The sequence below is a fragment of the Arachidicoccus sp. BS20 genome (genome assembly GCF_001659705.1).
Classification (GTDB): Bacteria; Bacteroidota; Bacteroidia; order Chitinophagales; family Chitinophagaceae; genus Arachidicoccus.
The window spans coordinates 2,009,081-2,027,033 of the sequence record NZ_CP015971.1 but is presented as its reverse complement, the minus strand read 5'-3'; the positions used below and the strand labels follow the sequence as shown (position 1 = coordinate 2,027,033).

14 protein-coding genes are annotated in these 17,953 nt (G+C 39.5%); 7 read left to right on the top strand and 7 right to left on the bottom strand.

What is annotated here, in order from left to right; all coding sequences use genetic code 11:
- Positions 1-9 precede the first annotated feature (9 nt).
- Positions 10-1,167 (top strand): amidohydrolase family protein, encoded by a 1,158-nt coding sequence (locus tag A9P82_RS09150; protein ID WP_066207053.1) that lies wholly within the window; start codon positions 10-12, stop codon positions 1,165-1,167.
- Here A9P82_RS09150 and A9P82_RS09145 read toward each other — a convergent pair.
- The 4 genes from A9P82_RS09145 to serS form a co-directional block, all read right to left on the bottom strand.
- Positions 1,164-1,814, bottom strand: a complete 651-nt coding sequence (locus A9P82_RS09145) for an HAD family hydrolase (RefSeq protein WP_066207050.1) — start codon at positions 1,812-1,814, stop codon at positions 1,164-1,166. The genes A9P82_RS09150 and A9P82_RS09145 overlap by 4 nt on opposite strands.
- Before the next feature lie 44 nt (positions 1,815-1,858).
- On the bottom strand, positions 1,859-2,536 hold the full coding sequence (gene rpiA / locus A9P82_RS09140; protein WP_066207047.1) for a ribose 5-phosphate isomerase A: 678 nt from the start codon (positions 2,534-2,536) through the stop codon (positions 1,859-1,861).
- A gap of 189 nt (positions 2,537-2,725) precedes the next feature.
- The gene (locus tag A9P82_RS09135; RefSeq protein WP_066207043.1) at positions 2,726-3,385 is read right to left on the bottom strand and encodes a phosphatidylserine decarboxylase family protein; all 660 of its coding nucleotides are present in this window, start codon (positions 3,383-3,385) and stop codon (positions 2,726-2,728) included.
- A 67-nt stretch (positions 3,386-3,452) separates the two neighbouring features.
- Entirely contained in the window at positions 3,453-4,721 is a 1,269-nt protein-coding gene (gene serS, locus A9P82_RS09130; protein WP_066207040.1) for a serine--tRNA ligase, read from the bottom strand.
- A 106-nt stretch (positions 4,722-4,827) separates the two neighbouring features.
- Between serS and A9P82_RS09125 the strand changes: the two genes are divergently transcribed.
- The 5 genes from A9P82_RS09125 (at position 4,828) to rny (ending at position 13,611) form a co-directional block, all read left to right on the top strand.
- A complete protein-coding gene (locus A9P82_RS09125; RefSeq protein WP_066207037.1) occupies positions 4,828-5,175 on the top strand; it encodes a hypothetical protein in 348 nt (115 codons plus the stop codon).
- A gap of 157 nt (positions 5,176-5,332) precedes the next feature.
- Complete coding sequence (locus A9P82_RS09120; protein ID WP_066207034.1) at positions 5,333-6,592, top strand: ABC transporter permease; 1,260 nt, start codon at positions 5,333-5,335, stop codon at positions 6,590-6,592.
- Positions 6,593-6,769: 177 nt separating this feature from the next.
- A complete protein-coding gene (locus tag A9P82_RS09115; RefSeq protein WP_066207031.1) occupies positions 6,770-9,175 on the top strand; it encodes an ABC transporter permease in 2,406 nt (801 codons plus the stop codon).
- Between the two features lie 96 nt (positions 9,176-9,271).
- Entirely contained in the window at positions 9,272-11,707 is a 2,436-nt protein-coding gene (locus tag A9P82_RS09110; protein ID WP_066207025.1) for an ABC transporter permease, read from the top strand.
- Between the two features lie 335 nt (positions 11,708-12,042).
- A complete protein-coding gene (gene rny / locus A9P82_RS09105; protein WP_066207022.1) occupies positions 12,043-13,611 on the top strand; it encodes a ribonuclease Y in 1,569 nt (522 codons plus the stop codon).
- A gap of 92 nt (positions 13,612-13,703) precedes the next feature.
- On the opposite strand, the gene A9P82_RS09100 is transcribed toward rny, so the two are convergent.
- Genes A9P82_RS09100 through A9P82_RS09090 form a run of 3 tightly spaced genes read right to left on the bottom strand, consistent with a single transcriptional unit; the run spans position 13,704 to position 16,433 of the window.
- Complete coding sequence (locus tag A9P82_RS09100; RefSeq protein WP_066207020.1) at positions 13,704-14,459, bottom strand: zinc ribbon domain-containing protein; 756 nt, start codon at positions 14,457-14,459, stop codon at positions 13,704-13,706.
- Positions 14,460-14,477: 18 nt separating this feature from the next.
- Positions 14,478-15,575 carry a Nif3-like dinuclear metal center hexameric protein gene (locus A9P82_RS09095; RefSeq protein WP_066207018.1) on the bottom strand — a complete coding sequence of 366 codons (1,098 nt, stop codon included), beginning with the start codon at positions 15,573-15,575 and terminating at the stop codon, positions 14,478-14,480.
- A gap of 12 nt (positions 15,576-15,587) precedes the next feature.
- Positions 15,588-16,433 (bottom strand): 1,4-dihydroxy-6-naphthoate synthase, encoded by an 846-nt coding sequence (locus A9P82_RS09090; RefSeq protein ID WP_066207016.1) that lies wholly within the window; start codon positions 16,431-16,433, stop codon positions 15,588-15,590.
- A 227-nt stretch (positions 16,434-16,660) separates the two neighbouring features.
- Between A9P82_RS09090 and A9P82_RS09085 the strand changes: the two genes are divergently transcribed.
- Positions 16,661-17,935 carry an NRAMP family divalent metal transporter gene (locus A9P82_RS09085; RefSeq protein ID WP_066207011.1) on the top strand — a complete coding sequence of 425 codons (1,275 nt, stop codon included), beginning with the start codon at positions 16,661-16,663 and terminating at the stop codon, positions 17,933-17,935.
- Positions 17,936-17,953 lie beyond the last annotated feature (18 nt).

Sequence of the window (17,953 nt, the reverse complement as noted above, 5' to 3'; positions counted from 1 at the left end):
AATTTAACTATGAGCATACGAAAATTAAAAGCCGATAAAATTTTTGACGGAAGAAATTTTCTGACAAATAAAATTTTGTTGATTGATGAAAATGCAGTCGTAGCAGGCATTTCAGAAGACAATAATGAAGATGATGTTGAAATTTATAAAGGAATATTGTCGCCCGGATTTATTAATGCGCATTGTCATCTTGAGTTGAGCCATTTGAAAAATCAAATCGAAGAAGACACGGGCTTGGTAGATTTTGTTTCAAAAGTTATTCGCTTGCGCAATTTTGATAAAGAAGAAATTCTACACGCGATTGATGTTGCTGAACAAGAAATGTACAACAACGGAATTGTTGCCGTCGGCGATATTTGTAACACAACGGATACTTTAGTTCAGAAACGAAAAAGTAAAATTCTATACAGAAATTTTGTAGAAGTGTTGGGTTTTGTACCGCAATTCGCACAAAGCAGATTTGACGGAATTGTGCAAAATGTATATGAACCTTTTTTTGCTGAAATGCCCGACACATCAATCGTTCCGCACGCGCCGTATTCTGTTTCGGACGAAATGTTTGCGCTCATTAATCAACATTCAGAAGGCAAAATCATTTCCATCCATAATCAGGAAACAAAAGAAGAAAATACATTTTTTAAAACCGGCGAAAGCAAGTTTCAAGATTTTTATCAATTGATAAATACGAATATTGATTTCTTTCAGCCTTCGGGAAAAAGCAGTTTGCAAACGTATTTGCCGAAGCTGAATTTGCCGAAACAAATTCTCTTAATTCACAATACACAAACTTCGGAAGAAGATATTTTGTTTGCCGAAAATTTAGCGAAAGAAAACGGGCAACAACTCTTCTGGATTCTTTGTCCGAATGCAAATTTGTATATCGAAAATCAGTTGCCGAACATTGATTTATTAAGAAAACATAACTGTACAATTGCTTTGGGAACAGACAGTCTTGCAAGCAATCACGAGTTAAATATTTTATCTGAAATACAATCTATTCAAAAATACTTTCCGCATCTTCCCAAAGAAGAACTCTTGCAATGGGCAACGCTGAACGGCTCGCAAGCATTGGGTTTCAGCAATTTGTTCGGAAGTTTTGAAGATGGAAAAACCTGCGGCGTTGTGTTGTTGAATGAAGATTTTACGGAAGTAAAAAGAATTGTTTAAAACAACTCCTTCAACCTTTCATCCTCATAATCATCAATCACAAAAAGCACATTATCAAATTTGTCAAAGTCTTCTTTCGCATGAAAACTTGTAATCGCAATTGCTTTGAAACCTCCGTTGCGTGCAGCTTCTATGCCTTTGGGAGAATCTTCAAATACAATCGCATCTTCGGGAAAAACATTTAGCAACGAAGCGCATTTCAGAAAAACTTCAGGGTCGGGTTTACTGGTAGTTACATCTTCCGCACCTACTACTGCACTGAATATTTCGTGTAATTGCAAGCCGTCCAATACATAGTCCACATTGGTTTTCGGAGCAGCTGTGCCGATTGCCAAACCGATATTTTTTTCTTGTGCTTTTTGTAAAAATTCATGCAAACCTTTTATCAATTTTAAATGCGGACGAAATTCATCCTGATACGCGAGTTCTTTCTGCATAATCATTTCCTGCATTTCATTATCGGTAAATTTTCCTTTACCGAAAACGCGGTCGAACATTTCTTCGCCCTTGCCGTACATCTGCAATTTGGTTTCTTCGAGAGAAAGATTTGCATTCAGATTGTTCAGCACTTTGTGCCACGCGATGGTGTGATATTGCATATCATCAATCATCGTTCCGTTCATGTCGAAAATAAAAGCCTTTGCCATTAAGTTTATAGTTAATAGTTCATAGAGAATAGTTCCTAGCAGAACTATTTAGTTTTTTCAAAAATTTCAACTTCGCCGTCGCTATGCCCGACGATTAAAGTATTCGTTCTATCGATAAACAAACCGATTTCCACCACGCCCGGAATCTCATGAATAGCGGCTTCCAGCGATTTCGGATTTTCTATTTTTTTAAAATCGCAGTCGAGAATATAGTTGCCGTTGTCGGTAATAAATGGTTGATTATTTTTTTGACGTAATGTTGGAACGCATCCTAAATTTTGCAAATGGTCAAACGTTCTTTGCCAACCGAACTGTACTACTTCAACAGGCAAATGAAATTTTCCAAGTGTTTCCGCAACCTTCGATTCATCTACAATGATGATGTAGTGTTTGGTAATGTATGCGATAATTTTTTCCCGCAACAGCGCGCCGCCGCCACCTTTGATAAGATTAAAATCTTTGTCCACTTCGTCGGCGCCGTCAATGGTAATGTCAAGTTCTTTGATTTCATCAAAACCGTAAATCGGAATGTTTAATTCGCGTGCTAATTTTTCCGACTCGTTGGAAGTGGCGATACACTTGAGTTTCAGCCCTTCGTTCTTTACGCGGTCGCCTATTTTTTGTATCGCGAAAAATGATGTCGAACCTGTTCCGAGTCCTACGTTCATTCCGTCTTTAATGTACGATGCGGCTTTTTCGCCTGCAATTTGTTTCGGGTTCATCTTAATTTAATTTGAATAATTGTAACCACATAGAAACATAGCTTTTGCATAGATGAATGCTGCGAAAGTTAAAGCTGTACAATAGATTTTCATCAAAGATGAGAATACTATGAATTTCTGTGTGTCTAAAAATATCAATTCTTAATACTTCGCTTAAATTCTATCTTTCTATGTGGTTAAATATTTGTTTTACCAGGTTGCCAAAACGGTTACGCCGCCTTGTACTTTTTGATTGAGTTGCACTTTTATTTCTATGCCAATTGGCAACAATACATCCACGCGGCTGCCGAATTTTATAAAGCCCAATTCATCGTTTTGTTTTGCTTCTTCGCCCACTTTTGCATAGTTGCAAATACGTTTTGCGAGCGCGCCTGCAATTTGTTTTACCAGAATTTCGCCTTTGCTTTTTTTATCAATCACAATGCTTTGACGCTCGTTATCCGTTGAAGATTTCGGATGCCATGCAACTAAATATTTTCCTTTGTGATATTGATTGTACACGATTTTACCGCTAACAGGATATCGGTTCACATGCACATTTGCCGGACTCATAAAAATGCTCATTTGCAATCTTTTCCCTTTAAAATATTCATCATCAACCATCTCTTCAATGACCACAACCTTTCCATCTGCCGGCGCGATAATTTTATTTTCCCCTTCGGAAAAATGCCTGTTCGGAATACGGAAAAATGAAACGATGAACAAAAATAAAACGATAAGTATAAAAAGAATCGCGAGATAAATGTAACCGAATGCCGGCATCAGAAAATAATTTGCCGTAAGACTTGCAACTGCTACAATAATTGCTGCAATTACGATAGATGTCGTTCCTTCTTTGTGTATGGTCATAAATAAAATTTGCGAGGCAAAGGTAAATTAAAAAGCCCACGATTTAAATCGTGGGCTGAATGGTAAATTAAATTTTCTCTGCACCGAAATATCCATGCAATACTTTCGGTAAATTAATGCTATTTTCCGTTTGATTGTTTTCCAGCAAAGCCGCGACAATTCTCGGCAAAGCCAATGAGCTTCCGTTTAATGTATGCACCAATTGCGTTTTGCCTTCCGAATTTTTAAAACGACACTTTAAACGGTTTGCCTGAAAGTTTTCAAAGTTGCTCACGCTGCTTACTTCGAGCCAACGCTGTTGCGCTGCGCTAAAGACTTCAAAGTCGTAAGTAATGGCGCTGGTAAAGCTCATGTCGCCACCGCACAAACGCAAAATTCGGTAAGGCAGTTCCAACGATTGAATCAGTTTTTCGACGTGCGCAACCATTTCGTTCAATGTTTCTTCACTTTTATCGGGATGAACAATCTGGATAATTTCCACTTTTTCAAACTGATGCACACGATTCAATCCGCGCACATCCTTTCCAAAGCTTCCCGCTTCGCGGCGGAAGCATGGCGAATGTGCCGTGAGCTTCAAAGGTAAATCGATTTCTTTCAAAATTTCGTCGCGGTAAATATTGGTTACAGGCACTTCCGCAGTCGGAATGAGATAAAAATTATCTTCCGTTGCGTGGTACATTTGACCTTCTTTGTCGGGCAATTGTCCTGTTGCGTACGCCGAACTTTCATTGACCATAAACGGCGGAATATATTCCGTGTAACCCGCATCAACATTGAAGTTCAGGAAATACTGAACAAGCGAACGTTGCAGCTTTGCACCTTTACCTTTATACAAAGGAAAGCCGCTTCCCGTGATTTTTGCACCTGTTTCAAAATCAATCAAATCATATTTCTTTATCAAATCCCAATGGGGCAAAGCATTTTCATTCAACGTTGGTTTTGTGCCGCCTTCACGCACAATTTCGTTGTCTTCCGCAGATTTCCCGAGAGGAACTAATTTGTTAGGCAAATTGGGCAATTGCACCAAAGCATTGTGCAATTTTTCTTCCGTTTCCGCAGCTTGTGCTTTCAAAGGTTCGAGCGTTGGCTTTAAAAACGCGACTTCATTTTTCAGATTTTCCGCTTCTTCTTTTTTGCCTTGCGCCATGAATGCGCCGATGCTTTTTGATGCTGAATTTATTTTCGACTGAAGATTATCAAACTCCGTTTGCAGTTTTTTTCTTTCATCATCCAAAGCAATAATTTCGTCCACTAAATCAAGACGAGTGAAATTTTTTACCTGCAATCTTTCTTTTACCCAATCGGGGTTTTGCCTCAAAATACTTACTTGTAACATCGAGAAATTTTGGCGCAAAGATAGTTAAATCGGTTCATGGTTCATAGCGAATAGGTCATAGTTTGACATAACGATAAGCAATGAACTTCTTTCTTACTTTTGCAAAATGAATATCAACGACGATTTGACGCAGCGCTGGTGGAATCTGGAAGCGAAGCTCGCAGAAAAGTTTGGCAAGAAGCCGGATATGGAAGCAATTTTATTTCTGATAGGAATGCAGGAAACCGGTTTTGTGCAACCAAAGATTACCAAAGAACAAAAGCAGGACTTGATGCACGTAGCCGTTTGCACGGTATTAACCCCAAGCGGATATTATGAATTGGAAAAAACAGACGAAGACGGTTTTCCGCATTTTAAACAACTGAAAGAGCATAAAACGCTGTCGCTCGCCGAGCAGGAAAATTTTCTGAAAGACCATATTCTTTTTTACTTTGAACAGCAAGGGTTTATTTGAACATTTCACACAGAGAATAAAGAAATTAAGTCATAGAGTAGCGTTTTACAACCGGTAGCAAATTTCTCTGTGTCCCATTTACTCTGATCTCTGTGTGAAACCTCGCCGTTCATCACAAAAATTTTCGCGCACGGTTTTCGCTGCTTACCTTTATTTCATGGATATTTCCGATTCATTTTCATTGGCTTTCCGCACCGTGCGAAGCAATAAGTTGCGCACAGGTATTACTGTAACCATTATTGCACTCGGCATTATGGCGCTTATCGGTATCGTTACATCTACTACGGCAATGAAGGAAAAAATGCGTTCGACATTTTCGGGTATGGGCGCAAACGGGTTTACCATTACTTTTAAAGACCAGCAACGTTTCGGCAACAGCGTGCGCGTAAAAACGGGCAAGCTGCACAAAAAATCAGATTTGGATAAACCCATCAGTCTGACCGAAGCGGAAGCATTTAAACGGATATACAAATTTCCAGCAAGTGTGAGTATTGCATTGGCTGTAACCGGAAGCGTGGAAATTCATTATAAAAATATCAAGACCAATCCCAATATTTCTCTAAGCGGCGGCGATGAAAATTATATTTTAGTTAATGGCTTTAGGGTTCAGAGTGGACGGAATCTTTCATTGAGCGATGTGCAGTCCGGCAGAAATGTGTGTGTACTGGGAAATGATGTAGCCGCAAAACTTTTTGGCGATAATGTATCTCGTGCGGTTGATAAAATGATTTTGCTGGGCACATTGCCTTATCGTGTCATTGGTGTACTTGCGGCGAAGGGTTCAGGTTCGGGTGGCAGCCAGGACAATTTTGTGCTTACTTCTTACAACAATATCCGCCGTATGGGATTAAGTTCGGCAAATTCTTTTTCACTCGGTATTGCCACAAACAATGTACAGCAGGTTTCAAATGCTGTGAGTGAAGCCACTGGCATTTTTCGTGCCGTGCGGAAGTTGCAGCCGATGGAAGATGATAATTTTGTAGTTAATAAAAGTGATGAATTTATTGAGAAATTGCTGAACAATCTGAAATATATCGAATGGGGTTCTATTGCAATTGGCGCTATTACATTGCTTGGTGCTGCAATTGGTTTGATGAATATTATGCTGGTGTCGGTAAGCGAGCGCACCAAAGAAATTGGTTTGGTAAAAGCTATTGGCGGGAAGAAGAAAAATATTCGTCAGCAGTTTTTATTTGAATCTACCATTATCAGTTTGCTTGGTGCAGCATTTGGTATTTTGTTGGGCATTTTGGTCGGCAATCTGTTCGCGATGCTGTTAAAGACCGGCTTTGTAGTTCCCTGGGCATGGGTGCTTGGCGGTGTTATTGCGTGTGCCGCTACGGGTTTGCTGGCAGGCATTTATCCTGCGGTAAAAGCATCGAAACTGAATCCTATCGAAGCCTTGCGGTACGAATAAAAAAGTGTTTAATTTTTTTAAAAAAGTGTATCAAAATCGGACAGTAGGTGTTCGGTTTTGATACACTTTTGTTTTTGGTAAAATGTTAAGTAATTGATTATCATTTAGTTGAAAAATTGGCATATCGTGTGATATTTTTCAGGGGGTATTTTTTTCAAACTATACAAATTCGACACTATGTGGCTACATTATTTAAAAACGGCATGGCGCAATATCAAAGCCAACAGGCTTTTCAGTGCGCTCAATATTTTTGGCTTGGCAATCGGCATTGCCGTATGTATTCCTTTGTTTTTGTTCGTAATGGAAGAACTGAGTTTCGACAATATGTACAAAAACAAGCAGGATATTTACCGTGTCAATTTACAAACAATTGCGGGAGGTTATACGACTTCAAGTGAAAAATGGGCAGCGGTTCCCAACGCTGTTGCACCCAATGTTACAAAAGAAATTCCCGAAGTAAAATATGCGGCGCGTATGCTCAAAAACAATTTTGGCAGCCCGGCATCTTTGAAAGTAGAGCAGAATACTTTCGTAGAAAAAGGCTTGTACTGGTGCGACCCGGATATTTTTAAAATTTTTGACGTGCCGTTTGTTTATGGAAATCCCGCAACGGCATTGTCTCAACCGAATACGATTGTCATTTCTCAAGCCGCAGCGCAGCGACTATTTGGAAACGAAAACCCGCTCGGTAAAACCATTTCCATCGACAACAAGCACCAAATGCTGGTAACGGGCGTGTACAAAACTTTGCCTTACACAAGTACGATTGATTGCGATATGATGGCGACTTTTTTGTCGAGCTGGGCGTACAAATCCGTTTCGTGGAGCAATGCAAGTTTTGAGACTTATTGTTTGCTGAACAAAGGTGCAAACATCCATGCCGTAAATGCAAAACTTAATGCTTTGGAAAATAAAAACGTATCGAAAGACGACCGTTGGTTTAGCTTGTATTTGCAGCCTTTGAAAGATGTTCATTTATATTCCGCAGGTATTGCCGATAGTTACAGTTCGCGCATCGGCGATATTAAAGAAGTAAGAAACCTCGCGTTGCTGGCTTTTCTCATTTTGTTTATTGCGTGCATCAATTATATGAATCTTTCCACGGCGCGTAGCGAAAAGCGCGCGAAAGATGTAGGTATCAACAAAACATTCGGCGCATCGCGCGGGCAAATGATAAAACGCTTTTACGTAGAAACCGCGCTCATTGCATTCTTCGCCATTTTGCTTGGTTACGCTTTGTCGTTCGGCAGCATTTATTTGTTCAACTATGTTACCGGCAAGCATTTAATGTTAGACGGATTGTATTCTTTGGAAATGCTTGCAGGCGTGTTGTTGCTTTGGCTTGTTGTAACGCTTGTTGCCGGCAGCTATCCCGCGTTGGTATTATCTTCTTTCTCGCCGCTCACTCTGATGAAGAAAAAAATATCCAAGAATCTGTTTGATATATTTTTCCGAAAGGGCTTGGTGGTTTTGCAATTCACGTGTTCCGTTGTATTGATAATTGCCGTGATGATTGTTTCCCAACAGATGAAATTTATCGGTAAAAAGAATTTAGGTTTCCAACCAAATGGTGTTGTTTCTATCGGTTTAAGCGGCATTGAGAATAAGCAACAGTTTGATGCATTAAAGAATAATTTTAAAAATATAAGCGGTGTAATGGATGTTTCTGCTGTACAGGCTATTCCCGGAGAAGGCGCAAGTGGACGTTCCTTATATAAATCGACGGACGACAAAAACGGTTTGCAAATACAAACTTGTCATACAGATGCACACATTATTAATACACTTGGTTTAAAACTGATTGCGGGAACTACGCTGCCCGAAAATTTGGCTAAAACAGACACGACTGTTTATACAATTTTAAATAAAAAGGCGATTGATTATCTTGGTTATACGCCTCAGCAGGCAATCGGTAAAGAAATAAGTGCGATGGGCTTTCATACAAAAGTAGTTATTACCGGCGTTGTGGACGATTTTAATTTTGAATCTTTGAGAAAACCGATTGGCGCTTACCTGTATTACACAAGTGTGCACGCACCTGAATCGGTTGATGAAATGCTTGTAAAATTTAATACAGGCAACGTACCGCAAACCATGCAGCAATTGCAAACTGCGTTTAAAAATGCCGCGCCCAATGCGGCTTTCGATTATAGATTTTTGGACAATTATTTAGCTACTTTGTACGCTTCGGAACAAACAACCTCTAAAGTTTCCATGCTGTTTTCTGTGCTGGCAATTTTTGTTTCCTGTCTCGGATTGTTCGGTTTGGCGGCATTTACGGCGGAGCAAAGAACCAAAGAAATCGGTATTCGCAAAGTGCTGGGCGCAAGTGTTTTCAGCATTACAAAATTGTTGAGTAAAGATTTTATAAAACTGGTTTTGATTTCCATCGTCATTGCACTGCCTGTTTCCATTTGGGCAATGAACGGTTGGCTGAACAATTTTGCTTATCGCATACATATTTCTGTATGGATTGTTTTAACGGCGGCATTAACAGCTATAATAATAGCGATGGCTACCGTTTGCACTCAAGCAATTAAAGCAGCGAGAGCCAATCCGGTAAAGAGTTTGAAGACGGAGTAAGCTTGTCTGAACGGAGATTTGGATAGATTTTTTGGATTAAGAGGAATATCAAATTATTGAATTAGCACATTATCCCATCATCAAATTTAAAAAACCATGTGGCTACATTATCTCAAAACTGCCTGGAAAAACCTACAGCGCGACAGGGTATTTTCTTTCATTAATATTTTTGGTTTAACCATCGGGCTGGCGGCTTGTATGCTGGTGGCAACCGTTGTATTGGACGATTTGAGCTACGACAGGCAGTGGAAAAACAGTAATCAATTATATAGGATTGTTACGGTAAATAAAATGGGCGATGGTCTGTACGACAAATTTACTTCATCTTTTACTGGGCTATCAACCAAGTTAAGAACAGATTATCCTGAGGTAAAGGCTGTGAGTGAATTGTTCAATTATGATGATGACAGATTTAAGTTTAGTAATAGCGACCCGAACGGCATAAAAATTTCTATCATGGCTGCCGATACTTCGATATGGAGAATGCTCGATTTGAAAATACTTGCGGGCAATCCGAGAAATTATGTAGCGGGAACAGGCAATATTGTTATAACCGAAAGTTTTGAAAACGAATATTTCCCGAAAGAAAATGCGGTTGGAAAAATTATTTACAGCGTTCCTACATTCTCTCAAAAGTCCAATCCTTATCTGATTACAGGCGTTATCAAAGATATTCCTTCCAATAGCGTGTTTCGCACACAAGCCATTATCATAAAGAAACCACGTAATGAAGAATTGGTTAAAGAACAGTATGGAACGTTTACACCCAATAATTATATTTTGGTAAAACCAGGAACTGATATTGCAAAATTTACAGAGAAAGTAAATAAATGGTATGCAAGTTTTGTCACAACAAAAACGCCTTATCAATTCGAGTTTCAACCGTTGAAAAATGTTTATCTGCATTCTGATTTTGCAGAGAACCAACAAGTAAAAGGCGATGTGCAAAACATTTATATTTTTTCAGGTGTTGCATTGTTGCTGCTTATAATTGCTTGTGTAAATTACGTAAACCTCAGCACGGCAAAAGCCGTAAAGCGGTTAAAAGAAACCGGCGTGCGTAAAATATTAGGAGCGGAGCGCAGGCATGTTGTACAAATGTTTTTAACTGAATCCGTTATGTATTTCAGCATTGGTTCTGTGTTGGCAACAGGCATTTACTGGTGGACGTTGCCTTTGACGGAAAAGTTTTTAGGGCATCATCTGGAAGTAACTCTTATCTCCCGTTTTTATTTGTTTGTTATTGCTTATGCTGTTATTCTTTTATTCAGTTTATTGATTGGTTTTTATCCCGCGTGGATTATGTCGGGCTTCAAACCCACAACGGCTTTGAAAGGAAAATCATTTTCAGGAAAATTTTCTATTCAAACGCTCGTGCGGAAAAGTCTGGTTGTGTTGCAGTTTTCTATTTCCATTTTGGTAATAATTGCATTGATTGTAGTGTGGCAACAAGTTTCGTTTATGAAACATAAAGACATCGGATTTAATAAAAATAATTTACTGAACATTGGCTTTGTATCGTGGGACAATAAAGGACAATCTTTTAAAAATGAATTATTGAATTTGCAGGGAGTTGAAAGCGCAAGCATTACTTCGTGGACAATACCAAGCGCAGGATATATGACGAGGGAAATTGACGACCCGAACCATGCGGGTAACAAATTGACTGTGTGGTATATCGACGGCGATATTGACCTTGTAAAAACACTTGGGCTTCATTTAAAAAGCGGACGATTATTTGATGCATCATATGCAGATGATAAGATGAGTCAGGATTCATTGATGAATTTGGATTCCGCAAAATATGTGGCGGCAGAAAGTGCGCAATCATCTGTCTTAACTTCTTACACCGCAAAATTGTTACAGGTAAAAAATCTTAATACGCCTATAAAACACGCTCTTACAACGCCTGTGGGAATTGTGGAAGACTTCAATGGCGAATCTTTAAGAAAACCTTTATTGCCAACCATTATTCTCGCAGACAAATCACTGAATTATGGCGGTATGCTTATAAGAGTAAAACATGGATATGAAAATCAAGTGATGACAGGCATCAATAAATTGTGGCGAAAATTTTATCCTGAAAAATTCCTCGATATGAAATGGATAGACGATATGCTGAACAACCAATACAAAGCTGAAAGCCGTTTGCAGCAAATATTTTCGTTCTTCAGTGTGCTGAGCATGTTGCTTGCAACATTAGGTATTTTCGGTTTGGTAATGCAATCGCTTGTACAACGAACCAAGGAAATAGGCATTCGCAAAGTATTGGGTGCATCGGTACAATCTATTGCAAGATTATTCTCAATAGAATATTTGAAACTGTTGATACTTGCAGTTGTCATTGCATCGCCTGTTGGTTGGCTGCTGATGCATAAATGGCTGCAGGATTATGCTTACAGAATCAATATTGAATGGTGGGTGTTTGCTGTTGCGGGCATTGTTGCTGTAATTGTTGCAATAGGCACGGTGCGTATTCAAACAATCAAAGCCGCACGCGCCAATCCCGTAAAGAGTTTGAAGACAGAATGATTTTAATGAAGAATGAAAAATTAGTAATTGAAAATGAAAACAAATATGAACACACCGGCTCGTCATGCTGAACTCGTTTCAGCATTTCTTGGCGACTATTTTTGAGATGCCGAAATAAATTCGTGATAACGGGATAGGTCTTCCATTTTTTTATAAACATTATTAAATTTCCATATAGCTATGTGAAGCCTTTGCAACTTTGTGGTACATCTATTTCATTTTCAACTTTTCATTTTCCATTATCAAAATTCATTATCTTCGCCCGCAGTAAGCCTTGGCTGCGCTTTGTAGCAAGGCATTTTTTTTAAATATATATTAAACAGGATACATAACAAATGGATAATTTAGGAATTATAGATGCAGTTGTCGCGGTCGTGGGCGTTATTGTTGGAATTGTTGTAGGCAGATTGATTTTCTCAAAAGATACAAAAAAGCGAATTGAAGATGCAGAAAGTCAGGCTCAAACAATCATCAAAGATGCAGAACTCAGAGCCGAAACCATTAAGAAAGAAAAACAACTGGAAGCCAAAGAAAAATTTGTTCAGCTAAAAGCCGAGCACGACAAAGAAGTTCTGGAACGCAACAAAAAAGTGGGCGAAATTGAAAACAGAATAAAGCAAAAAGAAAATACTATTAACCAGAAAGAAGCCAATCTGGATAAGCAGCTGAAAGAAAATCTGGTTATTAAAGAAAACCTTAACCGCCAGATTGAAGTTGTAAACCAAAAGCGCACGGAACTGGAAAAGCATCAGGAAGAACACATTCGTCGCTTGGAAAAAATTTCCAATCTTTCTTCAGAAGAAGCGAAAGAACAATTAATCGAAAGCCTGAAAAGCGAAGCCAAAACACAAGCGTTGAGTTTGCAGCAGGAGATTATCGAAGATGCGAAACAAAAGGCAAATAAAGAAGCGCGCAAAATCATTATTCAAAGCATCCAGCGCACGGCTGCGGAACAAACGATTGAAAATACAGTTACGGTTTTCAACCTCGAATCTGACGAAATTAAAGGGCAAATTATTGGTCGCGAAGGTCGCAATATTCGTGCCATCGAAGCTGCAACAGGCGTGGATTTGATTGTGGACGATACGCCGGAAGCTGTGGTGCTTTCGAGCTTTGACCCGTTGCGCCGTGAAGTTGCACGTTTGTCTCTGCAACGTCTGGTTGCCGACGGTCGTATTCATCCTGCGCGTATTGAAGAAGTGGTGGAAAAAACACGTCGCCAGTTGGAAGAACAAGTAATGGAAATCGGCGAGCGTACAATTATCGAATTAGGTATTCACGGTTTGCATAAAGAACTCGTGCGCATTGTAGGTAAGATGCGTTTCCGTTCGTCTTACGGACAGAACTTATTAATGCACAGCCGAGAAACAGCAAATCTTTGCGGCATTATGGCTGCGGAGCTTGGTATGAATCCGAAGTTGGCAAAACGAGCCGGTTTGCTGCACGATATTGGTAAAGTGCCCGACGAAGAAACCGAATTGAGCCACGCTTTGCTCGGCGCAAAACTTGCCGAAAAATATGGCGAAAATCCCGCAGTCGTAAACGCCATTGGCGCGCATCACGATGAAATGGAAATGCTGTACGTGATTTCCCCGATTGTACAGGCTTGCGATGCTATCAGCGGCGCAAGACCGGGTGCACGTCGCGAAATTATGCAGCAATATATTCAGCGTATTAAAGATTTGGAAACGCTGGCGCAAAGCTATACAGGCGTGGAAAAGGCATATGCAATTCAGGCAGGACGCGAACTGCGCGTGATTGTGGAAGCCGATAAAGTTACGGATGATGAAAGCGGAAAACTGAGCTTTGAAATTGCCCAAAAAATTCAAACGGAAATGACTTATCCGGGACAGATCAAAGTAACCGTAATCCGTGAAAAGCGCGCCGTGAATGTGGCGAGATAATAATAAGCCTGCTGTTTTAAGCGATAGGCTGTCGAAATAAAAAAATCCCGCGATCTTAAATCGCGGGATTTTTTTATTTCGATAATTTATTCTTATTTAATCTCAACTGATTCAGCCAATTCTTCATCTGTCAAAATACGTCCGCAGTTTTCGCAAACGATAATTTTTTTACGCTGGCGGATTTCGCTTTGCTTTTGTGGCGGAATCGCGTTGTAACAGCCGCCGCAGGCGTCTCTTTCCACAGCAACAACGGCCAAGCCATTGCGATAATTTTTGCGGATGCGGTCGTAAGAAAACAAAAGACGTTCGTCAATATCTGTACGTGCGTTATCTATTTCTTTTTGAACGGCAGTTTCTTCTTTTTCTGTTTCTGCGATGATTTTGCCTAATTCTTTTTGCTTGGTTTCAAGTACAGTGCTCTTATCGTCGATTTTCTTTTTAACTTCATCAAGTTGCTTTACTTTCTCGGCAAGTTCAACATTTGCATCGCGAATGTGCTTTTCTGCTAATTTACCTTCAAGTTGTTGCATTTCAATTTCTTTGTTGATAGCTTCAAACTCGCGGTTGTTTTTTACATTCTCGCTTTGCTTTTCGTATTTCTGAACCAAGGCCTCAGCTTCTTTGATGGCAGCCTTCTTTTGATTGATGTAATCGGAAATGCCGTTGATTTCTTCTTCAACGCGGTTTTTGCGGCTGTTCAGTCCGGCAAGGTCATCTTCCAAGTCACGCACTTCCATCGGAAGTTCGCCTTTCAGAATCTGAATTTGGTCGAGCTTGCTATCGAGCTTTTGCAATTTAATCAGAGAAACCAGTTTTTCTTCAACAGAGAAATCTTTTACGATTGCCATATTTTTTTGAATGATTTTTTACGAAAAATACTTTACCGGATTGGTACACAATGCCGATTTTAAGACCGCAAAGGTAGGAAATTTTGCAACCAAAATGTCAAATAATAATTCTATGGTAAACTGCTCACTTTCCCAATGCCCTATATCGGCGATAATCAAATGATTATCAGCATCAAAGAACTCGTGATACTTCACATCTGAAGTGATGTAAAAATCTGCTTTTGTGCCAATGGCATTTTTGATGAGAAAACTTCCCGCGCCGCCGCAAACTGCCACTCGCTTTACTTTTTTATTCAGTAATTGTGTATGACGAATGCTTGGCGTACCAAAAGTTGCTTTGATTTTTTTTAAAAAATCTTCTTCCGTTTCTTCATCTGCAAGTTCGCCGATAATGCCGCTTCCGATATTTTCATACACATTGTTCAGCGAAATTATATCAAATGCGGGTTCTTCGTAAGGATGTGATTTTTTTAATGCATCTACTAAAACAGGTTGCAGATAATTTGGAAAAATTACTTCAATTTTTTCTTCGTCCACTATTGCTCTTTTGCCTTGCTCGCCAATAAAAGGATTTGTATTTTCTTCCGGTTTAAAAGTCCCTTTTCCTTCGGAAGAAAAAGAACATTCAGCATAATTACCAATGTGCCCTGCGCCTGCATTAAATAGCGAAAGCCTTACAGCTTCTGCATTTGCAGACGGAACGTAAGTGATTAATTTACTGAGTAAATTATTTTTCGGGGAAAGAATTTGTTGATTTATGAGACCGAGTTTGTCCGCAATTTTTTTATTTACGCCAAGATGAACATTATCCAGATTGGTATGAATGGCGTAAATAGCAATATCATTTTTAATCGCATCAATCACGGTTCTCTCCACATAATTTTTTCCATTCAGTTTTTTAATTCCTGAAAAAATAATGGGATGATGCGAAACAATAAGATTGCAGTTTTTTTCTTTTGCTTCTTTTACGGTCGCTTCCAAAGTGTCGAGCGTACAGAGAACGCCTGTGCATTCCCAGTCGGCATTGCCTGTAAGCAAGCCGCTGTTGTCATAATTTTCCTGATAAACGGGTGGCGCAATATTTTCCAGTACGCGAATAATTTCCCTGATTTGCATGGGAAAAGATTTTTAGTAAAGCTTGCTTGCGAAAATTTCAAGTTCGCTCAGCTTTGCTTCAGGGTGGATGTTCAGATATACTTTCAGCATTTCGCGCACGGCGTCGCGCCCTGCCTTGCCCAGTTTGAAACTAAAACTGTTCACATACAACTGAATATGCTGGCGCATTACGTCTTCGCTCATTTCCTGTGAATGTTCTTTGATATAATCGGGCAGATTATCGATGTAATGATTTTCGTAAGCATATTCCACGCTTTTGCGAATGGCGTTGTCAATTTTTTTAATCATCGGCAACGGAATATTTCTCTTTGCGACAATACCGCCAAGCGGAATAGGAGAGCCTGTTGTTTTTTCCCAATAATCGCCGAGGTCAACCACTTTGGTCAGACCTTTTTCCGCATAAGTGAAGCGGTTTTCGTGAATAATTACACCAAGACCTTTTCTGCTCAAAACAAAATCTTCAATTTCATTAAACACTTTGAACACTTTGTTTTTTGCATTGGGATAAGCCAATGAAAACAGCATATGTGCGGTAGTGTTTTCGCCCGGAATGGCAATCACACTTTCGTTAATTTCTGCTTCGGAAACTTCTTTATTACTAATCAACAATGGTCCTACGCCCTGACCTAAAGCGCCGCCGCTTGCCAGCACCACATGGCTTTCCGTTAATAACGGTAATACGCCGTAGCTGATTTTGGAAATATCCAGCTTGCCTTCTCTTGCCCAGTTATTGAGCGTTTGAACATCTTCGAGATGCACATCAAAATGAAGACCTTCTGTATCAAATTTGTGATTAATTAATGCGTCAAAGATAAATGTGTCATTAGGACATGGGCTAAAACCTAAAGTAAATTTCATTCGTTTATTTTTAAAATCCTGTTGTGGTTCAAAATTATGTATGTTTTGTATATAAACAAACGGCGGTAAAGATAAAGTATTTATCTGTTACGTAATATCAGAATGTAAAATTCGTCCGTAGCGGAATTTTTAGAGCGTGTAAAAGATCGATTTTATATAGATGTTAATATTTCTTTTTCTGACAATACATTATATCGCTTACCTTAGTTGTAATTTATTCGCACTTTATGCGTTTTTTTAGACTAAAGGGAAAACACACTGCTAAATTTTTCCGTTTTTGGAAACAGCTTGGTCCCGGCTTAATTACAGGGGCAAGCGACGATGACCCGTCGGGCATTGCAACATATTCGCAAGCCGGTGCGGCTTACGGATTATCCACTTTGTGGACAGCGTTGATTACATTTCCGTTGATGGCTTCCATTCAGGAAATGTGCGCGCGTATCGGCATGGTTACTTCACAGGGCTTGACGGGCATTCTCAAAAAACATTATTCCAAAACAGCTTTGTATCTGATGCTTTTGTTCAGTTTTCCCGCTATTGTGATGAACATTGGCGCGGACATTGCAGGCATGGGCGCTGTAAGTAATTTGTTGTTTCCTTCCGTTCAATCGTCTTATTTCTGTATGGCGTTTACGATTGTTTTATTGGTGCTGATTATTTATCTGCCTTATCAAAAGATTGCAGCCGTTCTCAAATATTTATGCGTTGTATTGTTGGTATATTTAGTTGTTCCATTTTTGTGTAAGCAGGACTGGACAGCTGTTTTGAAGCATACATTTGTTCCGAATCTCAACTTTAATAAAGATTTCATCAACATACTTGTCGCAATTCTTGGTACTACTATTTCGCCATACTTATTTTTTTGGCAGGCGACAATGGAAGTTGAAGATATGAAGCATAAAAAGCAGCTCATCGTGGATAAAAAAATCATTCACGAGATGAAACGCGACGTTGATTTGGGAATGTTGTTTTCCAATATCGTCATGTTCTTCATTATTCTCACGGCGGGTACGGTTTTATTTAATGCAGGCATTCATCGCATTGACACGGTGGAGCAGGCGGCGGAAGCGTTGAAACCATTGGCGGGCAGCGCGGCGTATTGGCTGTTTGCCATCGGCATTATCGGAACGGGATTGTTGGGCATTCCTGTTTTGTGCGGCTCGCTTTCTTACATTATTTCTGAAACATTCGACTGGCAGGAAGGTTTGGATAAAAAATTTCATGAAGCAAAATCTTTTTACATAGTTATTGCCGTGTCGCTTGCGCTTGGTCTGTCTTTAAATTATATCGGCATCACACCCGTGAAAGGGTTAATTTATTCAGCTATTTTGTACGGAGTTACCGCGCCTGTTTTGATTGCGATTGTGCTGCACATTGCCAACAACAAAAAAGTAATGGGCGAATTTACCAATAGCAAGCGGTCAAATATTTTTGGCTTTATTACATTAATATTAATGACAGCGGCGGCGGTTGTGTTGGTCTATTTGGAATTTTTTAGCTAAACAAAAAGAACGCATTTC

Bases quoted from the DNA above. Each gene is read 5' to 3' on its own strand.
- A9P82_RS09100 (WP_066207020.1), bottom strand. From the start codon at position 14,459: ATGGCAATCGTAAAAGATTTCTCTGTTGAAGAAAAACTGGTTTCTCTG.
- A9P82_RS09115 (WP_066207031.1), top strand. From the start codon at position 6,770: ATGTGGCTACATTATTTAAAAACGGCATGGCGCAATATCAAAGCCAAC.
- A9P82_RS09120 (WP_066207034.1), top strand. From the start codon at position 5,333: ATGGATATTTCCGATTCATTTTCATTGGCTTTCCGCACCGTGCGAAGC.
- A9P82_RS09150 (WP_066207053.1), top strand. From the start codon at position 10: ATGAGCATACGAAAATTAAAAGCCGATAAAATTTTTGACGGAAGAAAT.
- rny (WP_066207022.1), top strand. From the start codon at position 12,043: ATGGATAATTTAGGAATTATAGATGCAGTTGTCGCGGTCGTGGGCGTT.
- A9P82_RS09095 (WP_066207018.1), bottom strand. From the start codon at position 15,575: ATGCAAATCAGGGAAATTATTCGCGTACTGGAAAATATTGCGCCACCC.
- A9P82_RS09145 (WP_066207050.1), bottom strand. From the start codon at position 1,814: ATGGCAAAGGCTTTTATTTTCGACATGAACGGAACGATGATTGATGAT.
- rpiA (WP_066207047.1), bottom strand. From the start codon at position 2,536: ATGAACCCGAAACAAATTGCAGGCGAAAAAGCCGCATCGTACATTAAA.
- A9P82_RS09110 (WP_066207025.1), top strand. From the start codon at position 9,272: ATGTGGCTACATTATCTCAAAACTGCCTGGAAAAACCTACAGCGCGAC.
- A9P82_RS09090 (WP_066207016.1), bottom strand. From the start codon at position 16,433: ATGAAATTTACTTTAGGTTTTAGCCCATGTCCTAATGACACATTTATC.
- A9P82_RS09135 (WP_066207043.1), bottom strand. From the start codon at position 3,385: ATGACCATACACAAAGAAGGAACGACATCTATCGTAATTGCAGCAATT.
- A9P82_RS09085 (WP_066207011.1), top strand. From the start codon at position 16,661: ATGCGTTTTTTTAGACTAAAGGGAAAACACACTGCTAAATTTTTCCGT.
- serS (WP_066207040.1), bottom strand. From the start codon at position 4,721: ATGTTACAAGTAAGTATTTTGAGGCAAAACCCCGATTGGGTAAAAGAA.
- A9P82_RS09125 (WP_066207037.1), top strand. From the start codon at position 4,828: ATGAATATCAACGACGATTTGACGCAGCGCTGGTGGAATCTGGAAGCG.